Raw genomic sequence first — 14,500 nt, forward strand, 5'->3', positions numbered from 1 at the left:
TCAGAACTTGTAGCCGACCTGAAGCATCACTTCACGCGGCCGTTCGATATAGCCGATGATGTCGCCCGGCGTCACGGTGTTGGTGCCCGCCCCCGCCCCCGTGGCAGGGCGGTCGCTACCGCCCGCGATGACATAGCGGTTGGTTAGGTTTTTGCCGATCAGCGCCACCGACAGGCCCTGTTCGGGCTGATAAAGCCTGATGGAGGCATCCAGCTTGAAGTAACCGTTCTGCCGCGTGCCCGCGCCTTCGGTTTCGCTGAAGAAGTATTTCGACGTCCCCGTCGCATCGCCCGAAATGGCAAGGTTGAACCCGTCGGTCACCGGGGTGTCATACGTCACACCGATATTGCCCGACCAGTCGGGTGCGCGCACCAGCGGCGCCCCGCTCAGATCCTGCCGCGTGAACACGCCATTGGCGTCAGGCGCAAGGTTGCACCCTCCCGCAACGCTCTGGCCAGCATAGCAGGCCGAAACGAAGTTGCGATACCGCGCCTGGTTGTACCCCAGCCCTGCGCGCAGCGAGAAGGCTCTGCTCGCCCGGTAGCGCAGATTGATTTCCGCGCCCTTGGTCCGCGCGGAACCGGCGTTGAACACCTGATAGGTGATTTTGGTCCCGTCGAAGATGTCGACCTGCAAGCCCTTGTAATCATAAAGGTAGATCGCGCTGTTCAACGTCAGCGCGCCGCCCATGAATTCACCCTTGAAGCCAAGCTCCCCGCCCTTGACCTTTTCGGGACCGAAGGTGAAGTCGGACCCCACGGTGCCCACGCTGAGGATCGCCGGAAGGCCGAACCCGCCCGACTTGTAGCCGGTCTTGAACGCGCCATAGAGCGTGGTGTGCGACGTCGGATGCCAGGTCAGCGTCGCTTCAGGTGAAACGTTGTTGCCCTTGTAGTGCCCGCTGAACTCCTTCATCGGGAACAGCCCGGCCAGCAGCGGGTGCACATAGGTGTTGCGCTGGTCGACGTCCTTCGTCTCGTGTGTCCAGCGCACGCCACCCGCCAGTTCCAGGTTCGGCAGGATCTTGTAGGTCAGCTGCCCGAATGCGGAATAGGTCTTGCCTGAAAGCGTGCCGGTCTTGGAAATGCTCTGGTAATAGCCCGTCGCCGGGTCTTGCGGCAGCGCCGCGATGCGGAACGACTGACCATTGTATAGCGAAGTATCCTGATAATAGAGGCCCACCATCGCGTTGAGCGGCCCGTCGAACGTGGTCAGCCCACGGAACTCCTGCGAAAACGCCCGGTACTTTTCCACCTGCGAGCCGAGGTTGTAGGCATAGCTCGATTTCTCGAAGCCGTTCTGCAGGTATCCCAGTTCGTAGTGGTAATACCCAGTCACCGAGGTCAGAGCGACCTTGTCCGACTTCCAGTTCGTAGTCAGCGAAGCGAGGATCGGCTTGTATTCCTCGTAAGGCCGACTGTCGCTGCGGTTGCCGATATAACCGGCCAGCAGTTCGGGCGGGACATAGGCCGAGACGACCTTGCGGTTCCGCTTGCAGTCCTCATACGGATCAACCAGTCCGTTCACCGGACCGCCCCCGCAATAGACGATCTCGCCGTTGGTGCCTTCGCCGTTATCGCGCGAAACGCCCGCAGTGAACTTGAAGTTCATGTCGAAGTCGGCCGTCGGCTTGAACACCACCGTGAGACGGCCCATCACCTCACGCTGTTTCGGGCCCCACTTGTCGGCCGCCAGCATGGTCGCGCCAGTAGCCGGCTCCCAGTTTGGGATCGGCGCAGCAGGCACATTCTGCATCCACCCACGCATGGTGCGGGCCTGAACGGCAAGGCGAACGCCCAGCGTGTCGGTGAGTGGGCCGGATACGAAGCCACTGCCCACCAACTCGTGCGCGCGGAATTCGTAGCCTAAGTTGGCACCCATGGAAAAAGTCGACGTCGGATCGGCCGAGCGCATCGAAATGACGCCTGCCGGGCTGTTCTTGCCGAAGAACAGCGCCTGCGGCCCCTTCAGCACTTCCACTTGCTGAAGATCGAAATAGCTCTGTTGCAGCGAACGTCCGCGGCTCGTCTGCACGCCATCGACGTTGATCGCGACCGACTGGTCGAACCCTGTATCGAGCGTCGAAGAGCCAATGCCGCGAATGACGAACGAAGAACCGCCGCCGCTCGCCTGCTGCGCGATGCGCACCTGCGGCGCAGCCTGCCCGATGTCGGCAAGGGTGGTCGAGTTGTAGCGCTGCAAGTCCTGCTGGCTCATCGCAGTCACCGCCACCGGCACGTCGATCAGCCGTTCGCTGCGCTGACGCGCGGTCACGACGATCTCGCTGCTATCCGGCACGGTCGCGGCATCGCTGGTCGGCTTGTCCTGCGCGTAGACCGCTGCAGGCACCACGGCGACGCCCGCTGCTGACACAAGCAGACCCGTCCTTAACATTGCCCCAAGCATCGCATTTCTCCCATCTATATGCTTTTTTGAGGGCTTCACCGTTACCCGCCCTGCCCCTTGCGCAAACCACCTGCCCCGATGGGTAGGTGAGCGGGTGGGTCGGGTGCTGCGACGGTGCCTTCAACGGGCTGTGAAACCGCCGTCCACGGCCAGTTCCGCCCCGGTCATAAAAGAGGCATCGTCCGACGCGAGAAACACAACGCTGCGCGCGATTTCTGCAGGATCCGCCAGCCGTCCCAGTGGGTGCAGCACGCGCAATGCCTCGCGCTGGCCATCGGTCAGGGTCTCAGCCACGGATGGCGTGTCGACATAGCCGGGGTGGATACTGTTCACGCGAATGCCATTTTCCGCCTCGGCGCATTCCAGTGCCACGGCCTTGGTCAGCATGGTGACTCCGCCCTTGCTGGCGCAATAGGCCGAAGTGCCTGCATTTCCGACCGTGCCATACATCGACGACATGTTGACGATGGCCCCGCCGCCCCCACGCGCCATCAGCGGAATGGCGTGCTTCAGCCCCAAGAAGACCCCATCAAGGTTGACCGCCATCAGCCGTCGCCAGTCCTCCAGCGGGATCTGCGTGACTGGCTTGAGCCAGCCAAACCCGGCATTGTTGACCAGCACATCCAGCCGCCCGAAATCCTGTCCGATCGCCGCAACCAGCGCGGCCCAGCCCGCTTCGTCGGCCACGTCATGAACCTTCGCCGTCTGTTCAAGTTCTCCGGCCAGCGCGGCCAGCCGGTCCTCCAGCACATCGGTCATCACCACCAGCGCGCCTTCGTCCGCAAAGGCGCGCGCAATCGCCTCTCCAATTCCGCGCGCCGCGCCGGTGACAAGGCAGACCTTGCCCTCCAGTCGGCCCATAGCTCAGTAATCCATTTGCGCGGAGACTTGGTCGCGCGGCGTGGCGAGAGGATTGTGGAACAGTGCCCGCTCGGCCAGTGCGGTATCGAAGAATGCGTGCATCTCGATGACCTTGCCGTCCTTGAACCGGAATATCTCGCAGTACGTCTGGTCATACAGGTCGCCCGCCCTCGTCGGCCCGCCGCCCTCCATGATCGCAACCACGCGCTCGTCGTCGGCGCACATGATCTTCCAGCGCCGGGCAAAGGCGATTTTTTCGGGGACCATCGCGCCGTGCACCTGTTCGGCGATAAGGTCGTCGGTCACCGCCGCCTTGCCCGCCAGGCGGCCTGAGGCTGGCGTGGTGCCGGCCATGTGGATCACGATATCGTCGTGATACATGTCCTCCACCGCCTGCCACTCGCCCGCCTGCATCAACGAAAAGTAGCGATTGAGCAGATCGATGTTTTCCTGCCGCGCCATGGGCTATACCTCCTTGTGAATTGTCAGTCTGTCATCGCCGCCCGGATCTGCGCTGACGATGGGTTGCGCCGCAGCATCAAGCCGCCGCTCACGTGCAGGTTCTCGCCGGTCATGAAGCAATCGTCGCTGGCCAGGAACGTCGCCGCCGCCGCGATCTCCTCGACCGTCGCCGTGCGGCCTAGCGGCGATGTCCGGGAAAATGCCTCCACCACGCCGGGATAGGACCACACCCCTTCTGTCATCGGCGTCCGTACCGCCCCGGGGCTGATCGAATTCACGCGAATGCCGCGCGCGCCAAATTCGTCGGCCACGCTGCGCGCGACCTGATCCATCGCAGCCTTCGTCCCGCGATACGCCGCATAATCGTCCAGCAGGATCGTGCTGGCGGCCGAACTGATGCGGATGATCGATCCGCCATCCGTCATGGCCCGCACCATCGCCTGCAGGAACTGGAACGGCCCCTTGAACTGGAGGTCGTACATCGCCGCCAGATCCGCCTCGGTCGTTTCCAAAAATGGCCGGGCAAAGTTGCGCCCGGTGCAGTCCACCGCGATATCGATCCGGCTAAAGGCATCGACCGCCGCTTGCGCCAGCCGTTCCAGGGAGGGGGCGGAACAGATGTCACAAGCGACGGCCTTGCCGTCGAGCGCCGCCGCCAGCGGCTCCAGCGACTGCAACGTGCGGCCACTCACGACCAGCCTTGCCCCTTCGGCGGCGAAGCGCCGGGCAATCGCCTGCCCCATGTTCCCCTCGCCACCCGCGCCAAGGACGATGGCAACCTTCCCGGCCAGTTGCCGGCTCACGTGCCGCAAACCCATGCCAGCGCGCGGTCCAGCACCTGCCGGAAACCGGCCTCTTCCCACGGCCCGCGCGTTACCGGTCCTTCTTCCATCAATGGCAGGAAGTCGTGGCGCCCGCTGCTGTGCCCCAGCGCGAGATAGAGCACGACCCCAGCCCCCACCTGCCGCAGATACATCTGGGGATGATCGCGCGGCTCGGGCCAGTCGGCCAGGACATAGCCGGGATTGGACCCGCTAAAGCGCGAACTGAGCAGCACCTCGGCCGGTCCGGTCAGCTCTAGGATATACGGCTCGTCCTCCACCACGAACGGCGCGATGCCCGCCACCAATGGATCGTCAGAAACCACCTCCACCTGCATCGGCGCTAGCAACAGGTGCGCCAGAAAGCGGCTGCCCAGCAGGCTTGTGAACCGCGGGTTGGTATCGGTTGTGTCCACCTGCCCCGGAATTGCGATGCCCTGCGCCACGATTCGCGGGCCATCGGTAAAGCGGATCAGCGCATTGGTGGCGTGCATGGCAAACAGCCGTCCGCCGCGCGCCAGAAACGCCTCCAGCGCATCAAGTTGCGCCCCATCGGGAGAGACATTGCACGTGTAGGCAACGAGCCCGTCCGCAGCCGCAATCTTGTCCAGATTCGAAAAGTCGTCGCCGACCGACACCCACGCATCCTCGAACCCCTGAAGCGCCTTCAGCAGTTCGAGCCGGACATAGTTGGTGTCATGCGTGGGCGCACCGCAGACGACGTGAATCCGCCTTGCCGCCATTGCCAGTTTCCCTTCTCCCGTTCACCCCGCGGCTTTGCCCGCTGGGGCTGTCCCTTCAGATGCCCGGATGCGCGTCCAGCTCGATGGGATTGGTCGCGATCAGATCGCGTACCGAACGCCCCCGGATCAGCTGGTCGATATTGTGGTGGAAGTGCGTGATTCGCCGTTCGTCGGAACTGAAGATGGCATCGTGAAAGCTCTGCGAGCGCTGCCCCTTCTGCACATGTTCAACCAAATCAACATCCTGACCCAGCACCTGGTTGACCACGGGATGCTGGCGAATGCCCCACTTCAGCACGTCTTCCACAGCTTCCTGCCCGCCGCGCACCACGCGGTGCTCGTAAGGCGGTGCCACCTCGCCGTCTTCAAGCGGAGCGCACATGATGAAATCGAAATACATCTTCTCGGGGTCGCCATCGGGATGCGGGCGATAGCGCAGCGCGACGTAGAATTCAGGGAAGAGGTTGAAGTGTGTCGTTGCAAACAACTGATAGTGATAGGCGTCGGTCAACTGGCTGTCGTTCAACCCTTCATAGGGAAACACGCAATTGCCCTGCTTCGCCCGCTTCGCCTGCGCCACGGCCGCACGCACATCCGTCGCCTTGCCGGTGAAGGTCGCAGGATCGATGCCACTGGCGCTCAACAGAGTTTCCAGCGACGGGTTCAGCCTCTCGCGCTCGGGGTACAAGCGGCTCGGCCGCCCATATTCATTGACCATATAGCTGTGGATGCCCAGCAGCGTGATAGGGGCATCCTCATTGCCCCAGGCCAGCACTTCCGAATGCAGCGCCTGGAAATGATAACTCTCGTTGAAGGCGTCGACAGTGGTCTTCCAGTTGCAGCCGAATTCGAACGTCTTGTAATCGATGATACGGGCCTTCTCCATCTGGTAGGCCGCCAGCCGCTCGCCAATCGGCCCGAGGTATTCAGCCAAGGGCGGCGCTTCTTCATCCAGCGTATACCACAGCCATCCTGCAAAGCTTTCCACGCGGAAGGTCTTGAGCGACGTACAGGCCGGATCATCGATCACCGCCGGATCGAACCGCTCCTTGTAGGGAACATGCGTCAGGCTGCCGTCGAGATCGAACTCCCACCCGTGGAACGCGCAAGTGAACTTTGGTGCAAACGCCGGGCCATCCGGACCCAGCAACAGCCGGTTTCCGCGATGACGGCAAACGTTGAAGTATCCACGCACACTCCCATCGGCGAGCCGAACGAACAGCAGGCTCTCGCGCCCCAACGTGTGCACGAACACGTCACCGCTTTCGGGAAGCTCTTCCTCGCGCGGGCCCATGTGCCACAGTCGGGTCCACATGGAATCCCATTCCTGCCCGGCGCGTTCGGGCGTCCAGTACCACGACGGATCGATCCGAAAGTCGTCATCGCCTGTCATCGGTGTTCTCCCCTGGCGTAAGCGCCATTCGTTCTTGTCATCCGTCAAGAACACTGGCTGCGCCCTCGCCTGCGCAAAACCACCCTCTCGATTGGGTAGGGTGGGTAGAGCGCGCCCCACCGCGTGCCGTCAGTTCAGCACAAGGCTCGCCAGTTCCGACCGTCGGGAAATGCTGGCCTTTTCGAACACGTTCTTGAGATGCCACTTGATGGTGTTCTCGCTCACCCGCATCCGTTCGGCGATCTGGCGGTTGGTCAGCCCGGCGCGCACCAAGCGCACCAGGTGCACCTCGCGCTCGGTCAGCATCGGGTCGGCAGATTCGCGCGCCTCGACCGCGCCTTGGTCACGCGGGGCAAGGTCAGGATCGAACGCCTCGCGCAGTTCCTGCAACAAACGCGCCTGCCTGCGGTCTTCGGGCTGCCAGCTGCGCGCGAAAAGGCCATCCAACACGCTCTGGATGTCCCGCCCGCCATCGATGATCGTACGCAAGATACCGCTGCCGGCGGCCTGGCGGACCAGCCGCTTCATCAGGCTCCGCGCCCGCTCCGTCCGCTGCGCACGGTGCAGTGCCCGCACGCCCAGGACCGCATGGTGCATGGCGCGCACTTTCCATCCGCCGGCCAGGTCGAGTTTCACTGCCCGCCGCAGCATTTCCACGGCGCGTTCCGGTGCCGCGATCTCGATATCGAAATGCGCCCGTGCCCCCAGCACCGCGGCTTCTGCATAGGCATGGAGCAGACCGCCAGCCAACAGGTTGTCGCGTTGCTCCACCAGCGCGCGAATATAGGCGCTGGCCATCCGTGTATCGTGATGGTTGAGCGCGATGGTCACCTTCTCGCTCAGTACATCGATATGCACCCGCGTCAGTCGGATCGCTGGGCCGGCGTCGAGCACCGTCTCCAGTGCTGTGATCGCCGCGCGATACTGCCCCTTGGCTGACCGGATGCGCGCCTTGGCGCGATAGGCCTGGAACCGCGCGTCTGTGAACAGATGGGCATGCAGCGACCATGCAAAGCCCTCGATGATTTGCTCCACACGCGCCAGCTCGTTCTGTTCATACAGTGCGCCCGCCAGCAGGCCCGCAGCCATGACGGTGCCGGTCGATTGCGGGTCCATGTCGGCCTCCGCCCGTTTCAGCGCGCCCGCAAAGTGGCGCTCGGCATGGCGCACCTGCCCGTCGCGCAGATCGATCAGGCCCAGAATGCAGCGCGCATAGATCGTCGCATAAGGGTTGCTGTCATACGACGCGGGCAGATATGCGCTGTCGAGCGTCAGCCGAGCCTCGGCCACGTCGCCCGTCAGCGCAAGACAGAATGCTATGGAATTGTCCACCACGCGCCCGAACCAATCGTTCGATTGCGGATAGCGTGCGCGCCACAACCGCCCTTCGGCGCTCGCCCGCGTGAAGTCGTCTCGCATGGAATGAATCATAACGCGCAGTGCGGCAAGATTGGCGTCCACCGCGGCGCATAACGCCGGATCGTCCGCCAGCTCCGCCTCAAGCGGCGCGATTAGCGCCTCGGCCTCATCCAGGCGGTAGAGCAGCGACAGCACCCACGCCACGGCCAGAAGCGCCATCGGGTGCTTGCGCAAGTCAGCAATCGCAAACCGCTCGATCCAGACCTGCAGTTCGTGGACCTGCCCATGTGCAATCATGGCAAAGCCACAACGCTCTACCAGCGCGATGGCGCGAGCCGCGTCGCCCGCATCCATTGCGTGCGCCGCAGCCAGCGCCAAATTGCCCCGCGCCTCGAACCAGTCGCAGCAGCGGTGGTGCAGCGCGGTCAGTTCTTCTGCCCCATAGAGGCTCTGCGCGCGCAGCACGTCTATCAGCAACGGAACGGCCTCATAGGTCGTGCCCTGCCCGTGCGACCGGCGGGTCAGCAATCCGTGCGAGCGATATTCGCGGATATGGCTTTCGGCCTGATCCCCCCCGCCTACCAGCGCGACCATCAGGTCGTGATCCAGCCGGTGCGGAACCATCATCGCGTCCAGCGCCCCCCGCGCCTCGTCCGACAGATCGGCGAACAGTTCCTCCTCGAAATAGGCGAGAATATCGCGGCCGATGGCAAATCCCCCCGCATCGCTCGCCGTCTGGCCGCCATCGCGCCGCACGCGGTTGCGTGCCAGCAGCCGCACGGCAGAAACGCGCCCGCCCGATCGCGCCCACAGTGCGCGCGTTTCCGCCAGCGTCAGCGGCGCGGCGCCCGCTTCGGCCACCAATTCGCCGATCTGCTTGAAATCCACCGCGAGCGCGTTGTCGTCTATTTCCAGCAGGGCATCGTGGTTGCGCCATTTCGCCAACCGCAGGGTTGTTGGCGTGCGAGAGGACATGATCACTCTTAAGTTGTGCGGCGCGCCGTCCAGCAATCGCTGCACATCGCCCACCGCATTAGCGTCAGCGGCATGCAGATCGTCGAGGAACACCGCGATGCTGCCGCCGAACGCAGCCACTTCGCCCAGTGCAACGCTCATCAGCACATCGGGATCGACGCTGGGCGCCATCAGCACCGCTGCTGTCGCGCTCTTTTGACCCAGAACCACGCGCACCAATACCGTCGCGATCTGCCGGCACAGCGTGCCCGCCCCGCGCACGTCGGGCGCCACGCGCAGCCAGCAGGACAACTGCAGGTTCGTTTCCAGATGTGCGTGCAGCCGCGCCATCAGCCGGGTCTTGCCGCTGCCCGGCGAAGCGGTGATCATGACGATGCGCCAGGCATCGGTCGCCTCACCCAAATCGCGCAAGGCGGCTGGCACCACCCATTTGCCCTTGAAGCGCGGCACTTCTATCGCGCTCGGCAGCAAAAGCCCACTGGCCATCCCAGTCTCCCCAGGCACATGCAATGTAATCTTATTGGCAGACCGAGACTGTAGTGTCTGCCGGAACAAATAGCAGTTTTTGTCGTCTCACGGTGCTGTCATCCGTGGATGGCCCCTGCGCAGCACGAGGGTTTGTGGCTTGATGATTTAATCTGACAGGGTGCGGTCATCTGTCCGGCCGGAGGTGTCAGTCTGATGCGAAACGTTCGCTCCTGACAAAGCGCCCCCTTTGCCGCACGCGACGTCAGCCCATGAGGTTCTGCCACTCGGCCAGTGCGGCCGAGCGGCGAAGCTTGTAGGTATGTCGATCGACGAGGTGGCGTTCCTGGGAAAAGTGGTTGTGGATCGAGGCATGCACGGAGGCGAATTTCTGTAACGATTTCATCTGCCGAAACAGCTGCATGGCACGCTCTCTTCGTCGAAACGGCAGGTGTGAGTTCTCAGCCCGATTGTTCGCATGGCGTCCTACCTCGCGCCGGTGCTCGTTGCCCAGTTCCTTCATCGCTGCCGGATACGACCGAAGGCCATCCGTCACGATGACCTCCGCCTGGCCGTGGCTCTTCAAAGCCTTGCGTAGGAACTGCAAAGCGGCTGCTTTGTCGCGCTTTTTGGTGACGTAGGACTCCAGGATCTCGCCCTCCTGGTCCACGGCGCGCCAGAGGTAATGCATCTCGCCGCTGATCTTCACGTAGACCTCGTCGAGGTGCCACTTCCAGTGTCGGAAACCCCGCATCCGGCTCACGCTGGCGCCGGATGTCGGCTGCGAACATCGGCCCGAACCGGTTCCACCACAGCCGCACCGTCTCATGACAGATATCGATGCCGCGCTCGAACAGCAGATCTTCCACGTTCCGCAGGCTCAGCGGAAAGCGCACATACATCATAACCACGAGCCGGATCACCTCGGGCGAGGAGTGCAAATACCGGAACGGATTGGCTGGTTTGCAAGGACGGGGCATGGGCAAGACCTACCCCTCCCCGCCCCCTACCGCCAGCGGTGCAATCCTTTTGACACCGCCGTTTCGAAAGCCCGTTAAAAATTGCCCGAACGGTCGTCGACCGTCCGGGCTAGTGCTCGCTCTTCGCTCCAATGATGCTTTCGCATCATCCGTATAGCGTCGAGAATTTGAAACGGTTCCGAGCTTAGCGTCCTCTATTAATTCCAACGGCAACTGGCTCAAAGTCTATGGCACCCAGATGCGCGTGTCCGCGTTCTCGAACTGCCCCCCGGCGACATCGTCATAATCGACAACCTATCGAGCCACAGACCCACGCGCGAGCGCCAGTCCGCCAAAAGATCGAAGCGGAACGCGCGAAATGCGCTTCCTTCCACACTAAAGCCCCGGATTTAACTCGATCGAGAAAGCCCTCTCCAAGCACGGCCATGCTCCGCAAGATCGGCGAGCGAACCGTTAGCCGCCTCCGGGACCTGACCCGCAAACACGTCGATATCTTCCAGCCGGACGAATGCACAAACTACTTCAGGCCGCGTGGCTATGACCCGTAGTGATCGAAATCAGCACCAGTCCAACAGACAAACATCGTGCAAATCGGGTCCTTGGCATCACAGAAAGCGTAATTTGAGTTGAAGGCCAACACGCAGTGTCTTTACGCCTATCGCTCGCCGTGGGCGGCGATAAACTCTAACGGCCTAAAAACAATCTGGAATTGAAAACCTCGATCCTGAAGATCTGAAGCCTTTGCTTGTGCTAAGGTCACAAAAGTCTTTGCATATGAAGCCTTAGCGCTAACCCCGTTGACAGGTGACCATGAGGCTCCGACTCCTATGCTTGAGAGCCATCGGCGCTCTGGCTGGAGCCTGCCTTTGTTGCCTATCCAAGCACCGTCCAAAAATACTGACAGGCTAAGGTCTTTTTCGCTCACCTTTCGGGCGGTGGGCCCTCGCGAAACAATGCTGAACGATTTTGCTAGCTCAATCGAGCCAATTACTCCCTGGTCAGCTAGTAGCGCGCTTTCTCTTAAGCCTCGGACTGTGTCTTGCCCACCAGCCGCTACACGCTCTAAAGAATAAAGAATGCTATTCACTAATTGTGCAAACATTCGTCCGCGCAGCTCAAGGCCGCTATTATCTATTCTCCTTGCGTAGTTCACCTGAGCAGCTGCGGCGATAAAATGCCGTTTGGGTGTCAAGACGCCAAAGGCACTTGACCGCGACCCATCGATACCTACCGTGAGACCAATGGATCCCGCCAGCACATGCTTGGTGCTGCGCTGGATCAAATCAATACCACTGCGGAAAGCGGTATATTTCGCGAGCCCATCGTTTGAACCGGGGCTGAAGGAGAACGGCTCCCCTAAAAGCTCGGTTCGCGACTCACGATGTATCACCAAAGCGCTCAGAGTAACTTTGATCGCCGACTTAGCCGAAATTACACTGTTTCCAGGTAATAGCGGTCTCTCAAAAACGTTATATTTCATCCCCCCCGAAGCCGACCAGTCTTGTGATCTGATGTCCAATGGGAGAAGTGCCCGATCTATGACCGAAGCTTGATTAAAACTACCGTTCAATACAATGTTTATTTTTGGCGAAACAGCGGGAAACTCGATCGCAATTACACCATCGTTCAAGCCTCGAGTTTTCCCTATTTCTGTGCTTATGTAGCTGCCGGGATGTCCAACATTCCTAACAGTGGCTCCGATGGCATATCGCACCCCCCCAACGGATGGGGACCGATTATTAGCCATCGCAGCGTAAAGATCACATCGAGCGGCTGGCTCGACTGAAACTGTTATTTCTGCAGTGCCAACACTTGCGCCAGCGCGAAGGTCGGCGTTGACGGTAGCAATCGCTGGGTTATCGGCGAGCAAGCGAAACTGATGCTCTAGCGTCATCGCGTTGAATGGGACTTCTCTCGTCGCAGGGAGGCGATCTGCGACATAAGCGGTCGTCAGCCCATTCTTGCGAAATCGCGGCCATACAACTGCCGGATTGCCATCTTTATCTGCACTTCTTACACGCCCCAGAACAAGGCTCAGCTCAAGTGGTTCACCGTTTTGCGGAAGAAACTGCTCATCAAGTCTTACCCCTGAATTGATATATCCCTCACCGAGTATGACCTGATTGATTAATTTAATAAGTAGCACAATTCGATCAGCCTCGACCGATTTGCCAAGTAGATCATTTACATAAAACTGGTTATCGATCCAGGTTTTGTCTAATATCTGACCCCTATCGGCTGTAACTTGCAATTTGCTGACGTCATCTCTCAGCCTTATCTGAGAGTGATTGGCGATCAAATTCCCATGGTTTGGAGTTGCTACAATTTTGATTTTCAAGCTTTTGAAATACGCAATTCCTGGAGCGGACGCATGCGCCGGCTGCTCGGCGACAAGGGCAGGATCAGAGGATTGAGCCCGCGCTGTTTGGCTCAATCCAATTGCGCTGAGAGCTAGCAAGCTGGCTTTCTTGCCCCACATTATCGGCACCCGTACAATCTCGTTACGCCCAAAATGGCCTCCGAAATTCTTAGCGAAACTGAGGAAGAGTCGATGGGTAAAGGTTTGATTTGTAGCGTGCTGGATCCTCTTGATCTGTTGGAAGCGCACTGCGCTTTCAAGACGCGAGAGGCATCAACATACTGTAGATTGTCGCTTATTATTCCATTGCTGACGTCGTTATTTATAGTATTTACAGTCAAAACCCCGTTTACCGACAGTAAGTTAAGCCGATCCGCAGATCGTATGAAGTAGCCGGTTGAGATTCTGACGTTTGCGCCCCCCTCTTCGCCCAAGGCGAGTATGCTTCCACCATTGCTAATGATTGCCAAAGGCGTTTCGATCGTGATTCTACCACCGGTCTTGGGGACAGAAGAAGTAGTGAGCACGCCCGAATCTTCGCGTCCGCGCAAGATGAGAAGGCTATCGGAACGTAAATGAAGGATAATGTCACCTGCGGGCCCTTGTGCAGAGTTACTGGTGATCGTTCCACCGTCGCTTAGCGATGTTGAACCAGAATATATTTCTATTGACCCCGCTGCCCCAGATAATTTGGAATTATTTTCAGTAGCAATCTGCGAATTCCGTCCAACTAGAGATAGTGAACCGGTATCTATAGCAATAGCCCCTGCTGCGGATGAGTTGGCAGATGTCGTTGTGATCGATGCGCCATCGACGATAATAAGCTGGTTCTCAGCAACAATCTGAACATTTCCTGAGGTGCCCGACTGTGCATTTTCCGCATTCGAGCTTATAGCGGAATTATTCATGACCAAATTCTGCGAGTGAACAGATACCAAACCTGCTTCACCTGCAGCAGAGCTGCTTGTGCGTATTTCACTATTGCCAGCCAGGGTCATGCTTGCCGTCTGGATAGAGACGGTACCGGCTCGGCCTGAGCCTGCTGTGCTCGAGCTGACGCTGCTTGCTCCGTCCATCGTCAGGTTGTCTGCTTCGAGCGACACGCTCCCGGCATTTCCTGCAGACACTGTCGAAGAGGAGATGACGCCAGCATTGGCAAGGGCAATGGTCGGCGCCACAACCGACACACTGCCGCCATCCCCCGTCGCACTTTCGAGAAGCACGTCCGAACGGATCGTACCACCATCCACACGAAGCGACTGCGCATTGATAAGCACCTGACCAGCTACGCCTTCAGCGCTGGTCGCTGTAGTCACCAAGCCTCCGACCGTAAGGTCAGTCACCCCAATGTCGATCTTGCCCGCAGCTCCCGAACCCGCGGTCGATGAGTTGACAATCCCCGCAGCCCCAACCGCCATGGTGTTACCACGGATGCGGATCGTTCCTGCACCACCACTCGATCCGGCAAGCGCAGCCGAAGCAATTGTACCAGCCGCGACATTGAGAGCATCGCGCGCGGAGATATCGATAGAACCTCCCTGCCCGCTGGATGAGCTGCTTGTGCGTATTTCACTATTGCCAGCCAGGGTCATGCTTGCCGTCTGGATAGAGACGGTACCGGCTCGGCCTGAGCCTGCTGTGCTCGAGCTGACGCTGCTTGCTCCGTCCATCGTCAG

The 14,500-nt window shown here is 60.3% G+C and carries 9 protein-coding genes and 2 pseudogenes; 1 reads left to right on the forward strand and 10 read right to left on the reverse strand.

Annotated features, from left to right (window positions below; translation table 11 throughout):
- From HHL27_RS18445 to HHL27_RS18480, 8 genes and pseudogenes are all read right to left on the reverse strand, one after another.
- Positions 1-2,373 (reverse strand): TonB-dependent receptor domain-containing protein, encoded by a 2,373-nt coding sequence (locus HHL27_RS18445; RefSeq protein WP_169494861.1) that lies wholly within the window; start codon positions 2,371-2,373, stop codon positions 1-3.
- A 153-nt stretch (positions 2,374-2,526) separates the two neighbouring features.
- Positions 2,527-3,267, reverse strand: a complete 741-nt coding sequence (locus HHL27_RS18450) for an SDR family oxidoreductase (RefSeq protein ID WP_169494862.1) — start codon at positions 3,265-3,267, stop codon at positions 2,527-2,529.
- 3 nt (positions 3,268-3,270) lie between these two features.
- Positions 3,271-3,729 (reverse strand): nuclear transport factor 2 family protein, encoded by a 459-nt coding sequence (locus HHL27_RS18455; protein WP_169494863.1) that lies wholly within the window; start codon positions 3,727-3,729, stop codon positions 3,271-3,273.
- 23 nt (positions 3,730-3,752) lie between these two features.
- On the reverse strand, positions 3,753-4,532 hold the full coding sequence (locus HHL27_RS18460) for an SDR family NAD(P)-dependent oxidoreductase (RefSeq protein WP_338114947.1): 780 nt from the start codon (positions 4,530-4,532) through the stop codon (positions 3,753-3,755).
- Positions 4,529-5,293: a ThuA domain-containing protein gene (locus tag HHL27_RS18465; RefSeq protein WP_169494865.1), complete on the reverse strand. Its 765-nt coding sequence runs from the start codon at positions 5,291-5,293 to the stop codon at positions 4,529-4,531. The genes HHL27_RS18460 and HHL27_RS18465 overlap by 4 nt, the downstream gene beginning before the upstream one ends.
- A gap of 55 nt (positions 5,294-5,348) precedes the next feature.
- On the reverse strand, positions 5,349-6,806 hold the full coding sequence (locus tag HHL27_RS18470) for an SRPBCC family protein (protein ID WP_169494866.1): 1,458 nt from the start codon (positions 6,804-6,806) through the stop codon (positions 5,349-5,351).
- Between the two features lie 9 nt (positions 6,807-6,815).
- Complete coding sequence (locus tag HHL27_RS18475) at positions 6,816-9,506, reverse strand: LuxR C-terminal-related transcriptional regulator (RefSeq protein WP_169494867.1); 2,691 nt, start codon at positions 9,504-9,506, stop codon at positions 6,816-6,818.
- 244 nt (positions 9,507-9,750) lie between these two features.
- Positions 9,751-10,465: pseudogene (locus HHL27_RS18480) on the reverse strand (IS6 family transposase).
- Between the two features lie 240 nt (positions 10,466-10,705).
- Here HHL27_RS18480 and HHL27_RS22525 point away from each other — a divergent pair.
- Positions 10,706-11,013: pseudogene (locus HHL27_RS22525) on the forward strand (transposase); the annotation flags it as partial.
- A gap of 107 nt (positions 11,014-11,120) precedes the next feature.
- Here HHL27_RS22525 and HHL27_RS18485 read toward each other — a convergent pair.
- Together HHL27_RS18485 and HHL27_RS18490 are read right to left on the reverse strand one after the other, a co-directional pair.
- A complete protein-coding gene (locus tag HHL27_RS18485) occupies positions 11,121-12,944 on the reverse strand; it encodes a ShlB/FhaC/HecB family hemolysin secretion/activation protein (protein WP_169494868.1) in 1,824 nt (607 codons plus the stop codon).
- A partial coding sequence (locus tag HHL27_RS18490) for a hypothetical protein (protein ID WP_206069699.1) occupies positions 12,944-14,500 on the reverse strand: 1,557 nt, incomplete at its 5' end. The genes HHL27_RS18485 and HHL27_RS18490, both read right to left, overlap by 1 nt.

It is taken from the genome of Novosphingobium olei (genome assembly GCF_012927405.1).
GTDB lineage: Bacteria > Pseudomonadota > Alphaproteobacteria > Sphingomonadales > Sphingomonadaceae > Novosphingobium > Novosphingobium olei.

What these genes read in the sequence shown, in the direction of transcription:
- HHL27_RS18450 (WP_169494862.1), bottom strand. Translation starts at nt 3,267, where the DNA reads ATGGGCCGACTGGAGGGCAAGGTCTGCCTTGTCACCGGCGCGGCGCGC.
- HHL27_RS18455 (WP_169494863.1), bottom strand. Translation starts at nt 3,729, where the DNA reads ATGGCGCGGCAGGAAAACATCGATCTGCTCAATCGCTACTTTTCGTTG.
- HHL27_RS18465 (WP_169494865.1), bottom strand. Translation starts at nt 5,293, where the DNA reads ATGGCGGCAAGGCGGATTCACGTCGTCTGCGGTGCGCCCACGCATGAC.
- HHL27_RS18475 (WP_169494867.1), bottom strand. Translation starts at nt 9,506, where the DNA reads ATGGCCAGTGGGCTTTTGCTGCCGAGCGCGATAGAAGTGCCGCGCTTC.
- HHL27_RS18485 (WP_169494868.1), bottom strand. Translation starts at nt 12,944, where the DNA reads ATGTGGGGCAAGAAAGCCAGCTTGCTAGCTCTCAGCGCAATTGGATTG.